An 11,979-nucleotide genomic window follows, 5' to 3' on the forward strand; every position below is an offset into this window, starting at 1 on the left:
GCTTGTCGCGGGCGCCCTCCGGGGCGCCCGCGGCGTTTAACGCGCGCCTTCCATGCGCCCGGCCCCGGCCCCCGCCGCGCGAGCCGCGCCATTGTCCCGCCGCGCCCTCGTTCCGCGCGCGCCCTCGCCCCGCCGCGCCATCGCCCCGCCGCGCCAACGCCCCGCCGCGCCAACACCCCGCCGCGCCAACACCCCGCCGCGCCAACGCCCCGCCGCGCCAACGCGTGGCGCTCAGCGCACGACGCATCGGCTCGTCCTGCCGCGTCCGGGGAGCACACCGTCGGGCGTCGCGTCAAGCAACTCGCGCTTCGCGGCGAGCCGCTTGACCCGCCGCACGCCGGCGCGCTCTGAGCTGATCAAGCCGGCTGGGGCCGGCGAGCCCCCGCGCGGGGCCCACCCGCGCTCGCGGGCTCAACCGCCCCGAGCGATCACTCTCCCACCGCACAGGTGCAAAAGTGAACACTCGAGCAGCACCTGCCACGCGAGCGATGGGTTAGTCGTCCCAGGGCCGACCAACTGAACGCTCACGTGGCAAACCCGGAACACGGGACCAGCGCGCGGCCCGCGCCCGGGCGCAATCCGGCGCAGCCGCTCACCCGCACAAGAGCGCGCCGGCCGCGGCGGGTCAAGCGGCTCGCCCGCGAAGCGACCGAGTTGCTCGACGCGACGCCCGACGGTGTGCTCCCGAACCACGCACCGCACCCAAGAGCGCCACCCGAGCTGACCGCCACGCCGCGCGCCGCGCGCCGCCCGAGCTGGGCTCAGTCCCCGTCGAGGTGCGAGGCGGTCTCGTCCAACAGGTGCCGGCGCCACACGCTGTCGTCCAAGGACTCTCGTCCGGCGAGGAGGTCGCGGGCCGGCGCTTCGGCGCGTTCGTCGCCGCGCAGGGCGAGGCCGTGGACGGCTTCCATGCGGGTGTCCTCGTCGGGGTCGTCGAGGCGCGCGGCCAGCGCGTCACGCAGGGCGGGGTTGTCGGCTTCGGCGAGGGTGCCGAGGGCGAAGGTTGCCCAGTCGCGGACCTTCGGGTCCTCGTCGGCGGAAAGGTCGATCAGGGCCGCGAGCGTGTCCTCGCCGCGGCGGCCGCCCAGGGCGAAGGCGACGGCCTCGCGGACGTAGGCGTCCGCGTGGGCGCGTTGGGCCAGCAGCCAGTCGTGGCCGGCGGTCCCGCCGAGGTGGCCGAAGGCGCAGATGATCGCGCTGAGGACGTGCGGGTTGGACTCGCGCGCGGCCATGTCGCGCAGGGCGGACTCCTGCTCGGCGGGCAGGGCAGGCGTCGTGGTGCCGAGCTGGCCGAGCACGTAGGCGGCGAGCTCGCGCAGCTCGGGGTCCTCGTCGCCGGCCAGGACGGTCATGGCGGTGAGCGTGTCGGCGTCGCCGCGGGCGGCGAGGGCGCAGACGTGCGGCTGCCACTCGTCCTCGGGGTCGCGCCACTCGCGCTTGGCGGTGACGAGGACCTCGTCCAGCGGGCGGTCGGGCAAGGCGGGGTCGAAGCGGAAGTTCGTGAGCTTCTCGTCGCGCTGGCCGCGCAGCCAGTCGGCAGCGGGCATGACCTTGCCGCCGGGCGGCCGCACCTCCGTGATCTCCAGGGCACCGCCGTGGCAGTCGAGCAGCAGCCGCAGGCCGTCGGTGCGCACGAGGCCGCCGGCGGGCGCGCGGGTCGGGCCGTCCACGCGCGCGTCGATCACGCCGAGGAAGGTGCCATCGGGCAGCTTGAGCCGCGACCCGATGTGCGGGCGCAGCGCGCGGATCGTGCGCTCGACCTCGGCAGGCGTCTGGGTCGGGTCCAGCGCGCGCTCGCGCGGACCGATCTTGTTCGCGTAGGTGACGCCGGCCTCGTCTTGCTCGACCGGCGTGGGCCGCTCGTCGAGCACCTGCACGAGCAACCGCGCGCCCAGCTCCTCCAGGCGCGGGACCAGCGTGCCGTAGTCGTCGTCCGCGCGGATCGGCTCGCGGCCGAGCGCGTAGACGGGCCCGGAGTCCCAGCCCGCGGTCACGCGCATGATCGCCACGCCCGTCTCCGCGTCCCCCGCCATGATCGAGCGCTCGATCGGCGCCGCGCCCCGCCAGCGCGGCAGCAGCGACGGATGCACGTTGATCATCTCGTAGTCGCTGAGCAGCGGCTCCTTGATCAACACGCCGTACGCGCACGTGGTCAGCACCTCGGGCGACGCGGCGGCGATCGCGCCCAGCGTCTCCTCCGAGTGCAGCTCCTCCGGCTGGATGAACGGGATGCCGAGCTCGGCCGCGAGCACCGCGACCGGCGGCGGCGCGAGCTTCTGACCGCGGCCCTGCTTGGCGTCCGGCCGGGTGACGACGAGCTGCGGCCGATGCGCGCTGTCGGCGAGCGCGCGCAGCACGACGGCCGCGAACTCCGAGGTGCCGAGGTAGACGTTTCTCAAGCGGCCGTGGCTTCGAGCTTTTCGCGGAGGGTGCGCATGGCCTGCTTGCGCTGGTCACGCGACGTGCGGTCCAGGATGAGGACGCCGTCCAGGTGGTCCATCTCGTGCTGGATGACGCGGGCCTCGAGCCCCGAGGCCTCGACGAGGATCGGCTTGCCGTACTCGTCCAGGGCGGATACGCGCACGTGGACGGGCCGCTCCACGTCCACGCCGACGCCCGGCAGCGACAGGCAGCCCTCCTCGGACGTCTCCTTGTCCTTGCTCGCCCACTCCAGCACGGGGTTGACGAGCGCGGCGATCGAGCCCTCGAGCTCGGTGCGGTAGACGAGCAGCCGGTGCACCCGGCCCACCTGGGTAGCGGCCAGCCCGATCCCGTAGGAGTCGTGCATCAGGCGGCCCATGCGGCGGACCTCCTCGCGCAACTCCTCGTCGAAGCGGGTGATCTCCAGCGCGCGGGTACGCAGCACCGGGTCGCCGTACTTGCGGACGAACTTGAGCGCGGCCTCGCGGCGGGCGCGCGTCTCGGGATCGAGCTGATCGCCGGGCTCTACGACCTGTCCGTGCGCTTCATCGGCCACAGGTCGATCTTAGACCGGGTCGACGTCCACGGAGAAGTTGACCTCCTTGAACGCCTTGGTGCGCGCGGCCTCCTCGACCGCGACCCCGACCGCGTGGATCGCCGCACCCCGCTGATGGGTCTTGAGGACGAGCTGGTACCGATCGCGGTCGCGCAGGCGGAACAGCGGCGCCGGGCCGAGCAGCTCCGTCTCGGGCACCTTGACCTGCTCGGCGATCGCGACCGCCGCGGCGCGCGCCGGCTCCGGAGCGGTGGCGCTCGTCACCACCCGGATCAGGTCCGCGAACGGCGGATAGTCGTGCGCGCGCCGGCGCGCGAGCTCCTCGCGCAGGAAGCCGTCGCTGTCGTGGTTGGCGGCGGCGAGGATCGACGGCGCGTCGGGGCTGCGCGTCTGGACGAGCACGCGCCCGCCCTTGGGCCCGCGCCCGGCGCGACCGGCGAGCTGCGCGATCAACGCGAACGTGCGCTCCTCCGCGCGGAAGTCGGGGAACCGCAGCGTCGAGTCCGCGTCGAGCACGACGCCCAGCGTCACGTCCGGGAAGTCGTGGCCCTTGGCGACCATCTGCGTCCCGAGCAGCAGCCCGGCCGGCGCGGCGTGGAAGCGCGCGAGTAGCTCCGGCACCGCGTCCTTGGCCTGAGTCGTGTCGGCGTCCAGGCGGAAGATCGGCACGTCGAGCATCTGACGCAGCTCGTGCTCGACCCGCTCGGTACCGGCCCCGTGCCGGGCGACCGCCAGCGACCCGCACGCGTCGCAGCGCTTGGGGACCGGCTCCTTGTGCCCGCAGTGATGGCAGGCGATCTCGTGCTGGGCGCGATGCAGCACGAGCGCGACGTCGCAGCGCGGGCACTCCCACGCCTTGCCGCACGTCTTGCACGAGAGGAAGTTCGACCAGCCGCGCCGGTTCAGGAGCACGATCGACTTGCGGGAGGCGAGGATCGCTCGGCGCGTCTCGGGGTGCAGCGCGTGCTGGGCCTCGCGCATGTCGAGGATGCGGACGGGCGGCAGGCCATCGGGGCGGCGGGCGCTGATCGCGGGGGCCGAGCGCGCGCCGCCGACGATCACGCCCGGCGCGCCCGGCTCGTCCGCGAACACCAGCGGCTTGCGCGGCGCGCCGGTCTCCACGCGCGCGGGCAGGCGCAGGCTGTGCATCGTGTGCACGGTCTCCGGGCGCGGCGTCGCGGAGCCGGCGACGAGCCGCGCGCCCGACTGGTACGCGCGGAACGCGGCGACGTGGCGCGCGTCGTAGCGGGGGTCTCCGTCCTGCTTGTAGGACGCGTCGTGCTCCTCGTCGACCACGATCAGCCCGAGGTTCTCGATCGGCGCGAACACGGCCGACCGCGGACCGACCGCGATCCGCGCCTCCCCGGTGCGCAGGCGCCGCCACTCGTCGTAGCGCTCGCCCTCGGACAGCGCGGAGTGCAGCAGCGCGACCGTGTCCCCGAAGCGCGCCTGGAAGCGCGCGACGGTCTGCGGCGTGAGCGCGATCTCCGGCACCAGCACGATCACGCCCTCCCCCCGCGCGAGCGCCGCCTGCGCCGCGCGCAGGTACACCTCGGTCTTGCCCGAGCCGGTGACCCCGTGCAGCAGGTGCGAGCCACCGGCGTCGATCGCGTCGAGCGCCTGCTGCTGGGCGGCCGTGAGGTCGTGCGTCCTGTCCTCGGTGACGTTGGTGCGCGGCGTCCGGCGCTCCGTGCGCTCGCCGATGGTCACCAGGCCGCGCGCCTCCAGGCGGCGTAAGGCGGCCAGGTCCTTGCCGGCCGGGCCGGGCAGCCGCTCCATCAGCTCCCGCTGCTTGTCGGTGAGCTTGCCGGTCTCGCCCGTCGGCTCCGCGTAGAAGAACGTCTTGGCCTTGCCGGGCGGCGGCGTGACGATCGCCAGCGCACGGGCCGGCGTCGAGCAGTACTCCTCGGCCATCCACAGCGCCAGGTCGACCAGGTCCGGCGGGACCGTGTCCTCGCGCGTGGACGTGGGCGCGACGAGCTTCTCGGCCGGGACGTCCGTCGTCTCGGCCAGGGAGACCACCACGCCGTCGAGCTGCTGATGTCCGAACGGGATGCGCACGATCGACCCCGGCTGGAGCGCCAGGCCGTCGGCCGCGTAGTCGAACGGCCCGGACAGGCGGCGCGTGGTGGTGAGGGGCTCGACCCGGGCGATCACGGACCTAGCGTGGCAGGGGCGGCGGACCGTAGGATCGCGCCATGGTGATCGGCCGCGCGGAGGAGCTGGCGCACGTCGATCGGCTCCTCGCCGCGGCGCGGCTGGGAACGAGCGAGGTGCTCGCGATCACGGGCGAGCCGGGCATCGGCAAGACCGCCCTGCTCGACTACGCGGTCGCCCACGCGACGGGCATGACCGTCCTGCGCGCCGGCGGCGTCGAGAGCGAGTCCGAGATCCCCTTCGCGGGTCTCTTCTCGCTGCTGCGGCCGGTCCTGCACCGGGTGGACGAGCTGCCGCCACCGCAGGCGACCGCGTTGCGCGCCGCGCTCGGGCTCGCGGCGGGCGCGGCCGGCGACCGCTTCCTGGTCGGCGCGGCCACGCTCACCCTGCTCACCGGCTGCGCCGAGGACGCGCCGGTGCTGATCGTGATCGACGACGCCCACTGGCTGGACCAGTCCTCGCTCGCCGCGATCCTGTTCGCCGCCCGCCGCCTGCTCGCCGACGCGCTCGCGCTGCTGATCGCGAGCCGCGACGGCCACGAGCTGGGCCTGCCCGAGCTGCCCCTCTCCGGCCTGGACCGCGCCGGCGCCGCCGCGCTGCTCGAACGCCAGGCGGGCGGCCCGCTTCCGCCCGGCGCCACCGACCGCGCGTTCGACGCCACCCTCGGCAACCCGCTCGCGCTCGTCGAGCTGGCGAGCGCCGCGGCCACGCTGCCACTGGAGCCGGGCGTGCCCGTCCAGACGACGCTGGAACTGACCTTCGCCGCGCGGATCACGGCGCTGCCGGACGCGACCCGTCGCCTGCTCGCCCTGGCCGCGGCGGATGAAGCGGGCCACCTCGCCGTGCTGGCCCGAGCGGCCGCGCTGGCCGCCGGCAGCGAGAGAGGCGGCGCGACGGGCGCAGGCGCGGGCGGCGCGGACGCAGGCGGCGCGGCCGCCGGCAGCGACAGAGGCGGCGCGGCGACGGGCGCGGGCGCAGGCGGCGCGGACGCAGGCGGCGCGGACGCAGGCGGCGCGGACGCGGCCCCGGCCGACGCGCTCGGGGCTCTCGCGGCGGCCGAGGCGGCCGGGCTCGTCGTGCTCGCGGTCGACCGGCTGTCGTTCTGCCATCCGCTGGCGCGGGCGGCGGCGTACCGGGGCGCGACGCCCGACGAGCGGCGGGCCGCGCACCGGGTCCTGGCCGAGGTCGAGCCGGATGCGGACCGGCGGGCGTGGCATCGGGCCGCGGCCGCGCTCGGGCCGGACGCGGAGGCCGCCGCGGCGCTCGAGCAGGCCGGGCTGCGGGCGCGGGACCGGGGCGCGTACACCGCCGCGGCGAGCTCGCTCGAGCGGGCCGCGCGGCTCACGACGGACACGGCCGCGCGTGCCCGGCGGTTGTTCGAGGCGGCCGAGGCCGCGTGGCTCGCCGGACACGCCGACCGCGCGGACGAGCGGCTCGCCGAGGCGCGGGAGCTGTCGCTCGACCCCGCGCTGAACGTCGAGATCGACCGGCTGCGCGGACACGCGGCGCTGCGCAGCGGGAACGCGCGGGCCGCGCACGACGTGCTGCTCGAGGCGGCCGACGGGGCGCAGGTCGCCGAAGCGTCCGGGCACGCCGGCACCGAGACGCCCGCCGGCGCGACGAGGACCGCCAGGTACACCGGCACGGTCCACGCCGCGGAGATGCTGGCCGAGGCGGCGGAGGCCGCGGGGTACGCCGCCGAGCCGCGGCTGATGCTCGCGGCGGCCCGCCGGGCCTGGACCGCGTTGACGCCGCACACGTCCGAGCGGGCGCGGGTGCGGGCGATGCTCGCGCTCGGGATGGCGCTCATCTACACGGGCGACGACACCGGCGCGCCGTGGCTGCGCGACGCCACCGACCACCTGGACGCCGCGCCGGAGCTCGCGGGTGACCCGACGCTGCTCGCCTCGGCGGCGACCGGCGCGCTGTGGCTGCGGGAGGCCGAGCGCGGGCGGGAGCTGATGAGCCGGGCGATCGCCATCGCGCGGGCGCAAGGCGCGGTCGGGGCGCTGCCGTTCCCGCTCTGCCTCGCGGGCCGGGAAGCGGCGACGTCGGACCGGCCGCACGTCGCGGTCGCGCTCTACGAGGAGGCGATCCGGCTCGCGCGGGAGACCGGGCAGGCGATGTCGGTCGCCGCCGGCCTTTCCGGCCTGGCCTGCGTGGAGGCACGCCAGGGCCGCGACGACGCGTGCCGCGAGCACGCGGCCGAAGCGCTGGAGTTGACCGAGCGGCTCGGCCTCGCGTTCTTCCAGCTGTGGGCGCTGGACGCGCTCGCCGACCTCGAGCTCGGGCACGGCAACCTCGAGCAGGCCGTGCAGCACCTCACCGCCAAGGAGCGCCTGCTCGAGGCCCGCGGGATCGCCGACCCCGACGTCTCCCCCGCGCCCGACCTGGCCGAGGCGCTCACCTGGCTGGACCGCAAGGCCCAGGCCGAGCCGCGCCTGGCCGCCTTCGCCCGGGCCGCCCGCGCGAAGGGCCAGCCGTGGGCGCTCGCCCGCCTCGCGCGCGCCCGCGGCGACTACGCGACCGCGCTCGACCAGCACGCCCGCACCCCCGACCGCTTCGAGACGGCCCGCACCCTCCTCGCCCAGGGCGAGGCGCTGCGTCGTGAGCGCCGTCGCGCCGATGCCCGCGAGCCGCTGCGCGCCGCGATCGCCGGCTTCGACGCGCTCGGTGCCGTGCCCTGGGCGGAACGGGCCCGCCGCGAGCTGCGGGCCAGCGGCGAGACCGCGCGTCGCCGCGACCCGCTCACGCTCGACGCGCTCACCCCGCGCGAGCTGCAGGTCGCGCTCGTCCTCGCCGAGGGGCACACCATCCGGGAAGCGGCCGGGAAGCTGTTCCTCTCCCCTAAGACGGTCGACCACCATCTGCAGTCCGTCTACCGCAAGCTCGCGATCGACTCCCGGCCCGCGCTGGCCGCGGCCCTCGATCGGGAGGACCTCCCGATGCGAACGCCACCCGCCGCGGCTTAGCGTCGCGGCCATGACGACACAGACGATCGACGAAGCCAAGGTGCAGGCCTTCGTCTTCCAGGCCGTCGGCGAGCTCGGGGCGACGCTCAACGCCGCGCTCGTCGTGATCGGCGACCGGCTCGGCCTCTACAAGGCGATGGCGGGCGCGGGCGCCCTCACGCCGCGCGAGCTGGCCGACCGCACCCAGACCAGCGAGCGCTACGTGCGCGAGTGGCTCAACGCGCAGGCCGCGGGCGGATACGTCACCTACGAGGACGGCCGCTACACGCTCCCCGCCGAGCACGCGGTGGCGCTCGCCGACGAGGACAGCCCCGTCTTCCTGCAGGGCGCGTTCCAGCTGATGGTCGCCGCGGTCCAGGACCAGCCGAAGATCGCCGAGGCGTTCAAGAGCGGCGCCGGCGTCGGCTGGCACCAGCACGGGCACGACCTGTTCGAGGGCTGCGAGCGCTTCTTTCGCCCCGGCTACCGGCACAACCTCGTCCAGAGCTGGATCCCGGCGCTCGACGGCGTCGAGGAGAAGCTGCGCGCGGGCGCCCGCGTCGCCGACGTCGGCTGCGGCCACGGCGCCAGCACGACGATCATGGCCGACGCGTACCCGGCGTCCGGCTTCATCGGCTTCGACTACCACGACGCCTCGATCCGGGCCGCGAACGAGCAGGCCGCCGGGAAGGCGAGCTTCGCGGTGGCGACGGCACAGGACTTCCCGGGCGCCGACTACGACCTCGTGACCACCTTCGACTGCCTGCACGACATGGGCGACCCGGTCTCGGCCGCGCGCCACATCCTCGACGCGCTCGCCCCGGACGGCACGTGGCTGCTCGTCGAGCCCTACGCGGGTGACACCGTCGAGGAGAACCTGAACGCGGTCGGCCGCGTGTACTACGCGGTGTCGACCCTCGTGTGCACGCCCGCGTCGCTCTCGCAGGAGGTCGGGCTCGCGCTCGGCGCCCAGGCGGGCGAGGCACGCCTGCGCGACGTGGCCGGTGCGGCCGGGTTCACCCGCTTCCGGCGCGTGGCCGAGACGCCGTTCAACCTCGTGTTCGAGGTGCGCCGCTGAGCCGTGCCCGCCACCGGACCAGGAGGGCTGCACGACCCGCGACGGCGTCCGGCGCTCGTACGAGGTCCGCGGGAGGCCGCATCGACCCGCGCTCGCTGCCCCAGCACCCGAGGCTGGAGATCCGCGCGCCGCGCACGTGCTCTGACTGCGGTGGGCTGTAGGCTCGGGGCGTGCCGTCCGCGTCCACGCTCGCCCTGTTCGCCCTGGCCGCGCTCGCGCTGATCGCGATCCCGGGCCCGAACATGATCTACATCGCCACGCGGTCGATGAGCGAGGGTCGCTCGGCGGGTTTCGCGTCCGCCCTCGGGCTGCTCACCGGCACCGGGATCAACGTGCTCGCGGCCGCCGCCGGGCTGAGCGCCCTGATCGCCTCCTCGGACGTCGCCTACGACGTGATCCGCTACGCCGGCGCCGCCTACCTCGTGTACCTGGGCATCAAGGCGCTCCGCAGCCACGGGGCGCACGCCGAAGCGGCGGCGCCGCGTGGCAGCGCGTACCGCCAAGCGATCGTCGTCCAGCTGCTGAACCCGAAGGTGACGTTGTTCTTCCTCGCCTTCCTGCCGCAGTTCGTGGACCCGCAGGCGGGGCCGGTGTGGACGCAGGTCCTCGTGCTCGGGGCCGTGCTCGGGGCGCTCGGGTTCGTCATGGACTGCGGGTACGCGCTCGCGGCATCCTCGGCGGCGCGCAAGCTCAACGGCTTCCGCCACGGGAACCGGATCACGGGCGCGGTGTACCTCGCCCTCGGCGCCGCCGCGGCTCTCACGGGCGGCCGGCGCTGATCCTCGAAGGCGACAACCTCACACATCTGCGGGAGCTGCCGGACGGCGTGGCGCAGATGGTCTACGCCGACCCGCCGTTCAACACGGGCAAGGCCCAGCTGCGGCGCTCGTTCGCGACCACGCCCGCCGGCGAGGCGCCCGGCGACCGCACCGGGTTCGGGGGACGCCGCTACTCGTCGAAGCTGCTGGCCGAGTCGTCCTTCAAGGATTCCTTTGACGATTACCTCGGGTTTCTCGGTCCGCGTCTGGAGGAGATCTGGCGGGTCCTGCACCCGACCGGCACGCTCTACCTGCACATCGATTACCGCGAGGCTCATTACGTCAAGGTCTTCCTTGACGAGCTCTTCGGCCGCGCCTGCTTCCTCAACGAGCTGATCTGGGCGTACGACTACGGGGCGAAGGCCAAGAACCGCTGGCCGCAGAAGCACGACACGATCCTCGTCTACGTGAAGGACCCGCGTGAGTACTTCTTCGACAGCGAGGGCGTGGACCGTGAGCCCTACATGGCGCCGGGCCTCGTCACCCCCGAGAAGGTGGCGCGGGGGAAGCTGCCGGTGTCGGTGATCTGGCACACGATCGTCTCCCCCACCGGGCGCGAGAAGACCGGGTACCCGACGCAGAAGCCGGAGGGCCTGCTGCGCCGCTTCGTGCAGGCGAGCTCGCGGCCCGACGACCTCTGCCTGGACCCGTTCGCCGGGTCGGGCACGCTCGGCGCGGTCGCGAAGAAGCTCGGCCGCCGCTACCTGCTGATCGACGAGAGCCCGGAAGCCGTTCGGGTCATGCGAGAGCGCCTTGGCTGATCGGGTCGTGGCGTTCGGGCCGGGCCGGGTGAACCTGATCGGCGAGCACACCGACTACAACGACGGGCTCGCGATGCCGTTCGCGATCGAGCGCGGGGTCACGGTCACGGCGGAGCCGGCGCGCCGGTTCACGGTCGACGCGCTCGACCTCGGGGAGCGCGACGAGTTCGACGAGCCCGAGCGCGCCGACGGCTGGAAGGCGTTCCCGCGCGGGATGGTCGCCGAGCTGCGTGCCGCCGGCTTCGACGTCGCGCCCGCGCACCTGACGATCACGGGCGACGTGCCGCAGGGCTCTGGCCTGTCGTCCTCCGCCGCGCTCGAAGCGGCGCTCGCGCTCGCGCTGCTCGGCCGCGTCCCCGAGGACCTGAAGGCGCTCGCGCGGCTGTGCTCGAGGGTCGAGAACGACTGGGTCGGTGCCGAGACCGGGCTGCTCGACCAGCTCGCGTCGCTGTGCTCCCGCGCGGACCACGTCCTGCGGATCGACTTCCGCAGCGTCGAGGTCGAGCCGCACCCGCTCGACCTCGGCGACTGGCAGCTCGTCACCGTCGACTCGGGCGCCACCCACTCGATCGCCGCCTCCGGCTACAACCAGCGGCGCGAGGAGTGCCGCGCGGCGTGCGAGGCGCTCGGCATCGACACGCTGCGCGCCGCCACGCTCGGCCACCTCGACGGCGTGCTCGAGCGCCGCGTCCGCCACGTGGTGAGCGAGAACGCCCGTGTGGAGGCGACCGCGTCGGCGCTCGACGCCGGCGACCTGGAGGCCGTGGGCCGCCTGCTCGACGAGTCCCACGCCTCCCTCCGCGACGATTACGAGGCATCCGTGCCGGAGGTGGAAGCGACCGTCGAGCGCCTGAAGGCCGCCGGAGCCGCCGGCGCCCGGATGGTCGGCGGCGGCTTCGGCGGTTCGGTCCTGGCGTTGCTACCCGGCGGAGTCGCCCGGCCGGCGGGTGCCTTCGTCGTCGCTCCCCACGCTGCCGCTCGCCTCCTCTGACTTGGCGATCTCCTGCCCGAGCGGGCGGGTGAACGCCCACAGCAGCATCAGCAGGCCGAAGACGAGCATGCCGATGCCGGCCCACAGGTTGATGTGCACGCCTGCGGCCTTGTCGATCTCGGCGTCACTGTCAAAGAGCCCGAGGATGATCAGCAGCACACCCCAGGCGGTGAACACGCCACCGATGATGCGGCGCAGGTCGAACAGGTTGGCAGCGCGTTCGGCCCGGTTGTCCGTGTCAGCCAT

The 11,979-nt window shown here is 74.7% G+C and carries 9 protein-coding genes; 5 read left to right on the forward strand and 4 right to left on the reverse strand.

Going from position 1 to position 11,979, the window contains the following annotated elements:
• Positions 1–761: 761 nt before the first annotated feature.
• The 3 genes from C8N24_RS29675 to priA are packed head-to-tail and all read right to left on the reverse strand — an operon-like array spanning position 762 to position 5,134.
• A complete protein-coding gene (locus C8N24_RS29675) occupies positions 762–2,399 on the reverse strand; it encodes a formyltransferase family protein (RefSeq protein WP_121257080.1) in 1,638 nt (545 codons plus the stop codon).
• The gene (gene def / locus C8N24_RS29680; RefSeq protein ID WP_121257082.1) at positions 2,396–2,977 is read right to left on the reverse strand and encodes a peptide deformylase; all 582 of its coding nucleotides are present in this window, start codon (positions 2,975–2,977) and stop codon (positions 2,396–2,398) included. The genes C8N24_RS29675 and def overlap by 4 nt, the downstream gene beginning before the upstream one ends.
• Positions 2,978–2,986: 9 nt before the next feature.
• A complete protein-coding gene (priA, locus tag C8N24_RS29685) occupies positions 2,987–5,134 on the reverse strand; it encodes a replication restart helicase PriA (protein WP_121257084.1) in 2,148 nt (715 codons plus the stop codon).
• Between the two features lie 41 nt (positions 5,135–5,175).
• Here priA and C8N24_RS29690 point away from each other — a divergent pair, with 41 nt between their 5' ends.
• The 5 genes from C8N24_RS29690 (at position 5,176) to galK (ending at position 11,733) form a co-directional block, all read left to right on the forward strand.
• Positions 5,176–8,106: an AAA family ATPase gene (locus C8N24_RS29690; RefSeq protein ID WP_121257086.1), complete on the forward strand. Its 2,931-nt coding sequence runs from the start codon at positions 5,176–5,178 to the stop codon at positions 8,104–8,106.
• A 10-nt stretch (positions 8,107–8,116) separates the two neighbouring features.
• Positions 8,117–9,163 (forward strand): class I SAM-dependent methyltransferase, encoded by a 1,047-nt coding sequence (locus C8N24_RS29695; RefSeq protein WP_121257088.1) that lies wholly within the window; start codon positions 8,117–8,119, stop codon positions 9,161–9,163.
• Between the two features lie 170 nt (positions 9,164–9,333).
• On the forward strand, positions 9,334–9,942 hold the full coding sequence (locus tag C8N24_RS29700) for a LysE family translocator (RefSeq protein ID WP_211340180.1): 609 nt from the start codon (positions 9,334–9,336) through the stop codon (positions 9,940–9,942).
• A gap of 56 nt (positions 9,943–9,998) precedes the next feature.
• Positions 9,999–10,742, forward strand: a complete 744-nt coding sequence (locus C8N24_RS29705) for a DNA-methyltransferase (protein WP_121258126.1) — start codon at positions 9,999–10,001, stop codon at positions 10,740–10,742.
• Positions 10,735–11,733, forward strand: coding sequence for a galactokinase (gene galK, locus C8N24_RS29710; RefSeq protein ID WP_121257090.1), 999 nt, complete (start codon positions 10,735–10,737; stop codon positions 11,731–11,733). Before C8N24_RS29705 ends, galK begins: the two co-directional genes overlap by 8 nt.
• Here galK and C8N24_RS29715 read toward each other — a convergent pair.
• Positions 11,662–11,979 carry a hypothetical protein gene (locus C8N24_RS29715; RefSeq protein WP_211340181.1) on the reverse strand — a complete coding sequence of 106 codons (318 nt, stop codon included), beginning with the start codon at positions 11,977–11,979 and terminating at the stop codon, positions 11,662–11,664. The genes galK and C8N24_RS29715 overlap by 72 nt on opposite strands.

Origin of the sequence: Solirubrobacter pauli, from assembly GCF_003633755.1 — a bacterium.
In the GTDB taxonomy this organism is placed as follows: Bacteria; Actinomycetota; Thermoleophilia; order Solirubrobacterales; family Solirubrobacteraceae; genus Solirubrobacter; species Solirubrobacter pauli.

Bases quoted from the DNA above. Each gene is read 5' to 3' on its own strand.
- C8N24_RS29715 (WP_211340181.1), bottom strand. From the start codon at position 11,979: ATGGCTGACACGGACAACCGGGCCGAACGCGCTGCCAACCTGTTCGAC.
- C8N24_RS29690 (WP_121257086.1), top strand. From the start codon at position 5,176: ATGGTGATCGGCCGCGCGGAGGAGCTGGCGCACGTCGATCGGCTCCTC.
- C8N24_RS29705 (WP_121258126.1), top strand. From the start codon at position 9,999: ATGGTCTACGCCGACCCGCCGTTCAACACGGGCAAGGCCCAGCTGCGG.
- C8N24_RS29695 (WP_121257088.1), top strand. From the start codon at position 8,117: ATGACGACACAGACGATCGACGAAGCCAAGGTGCAGGCCTTCGTCTTC.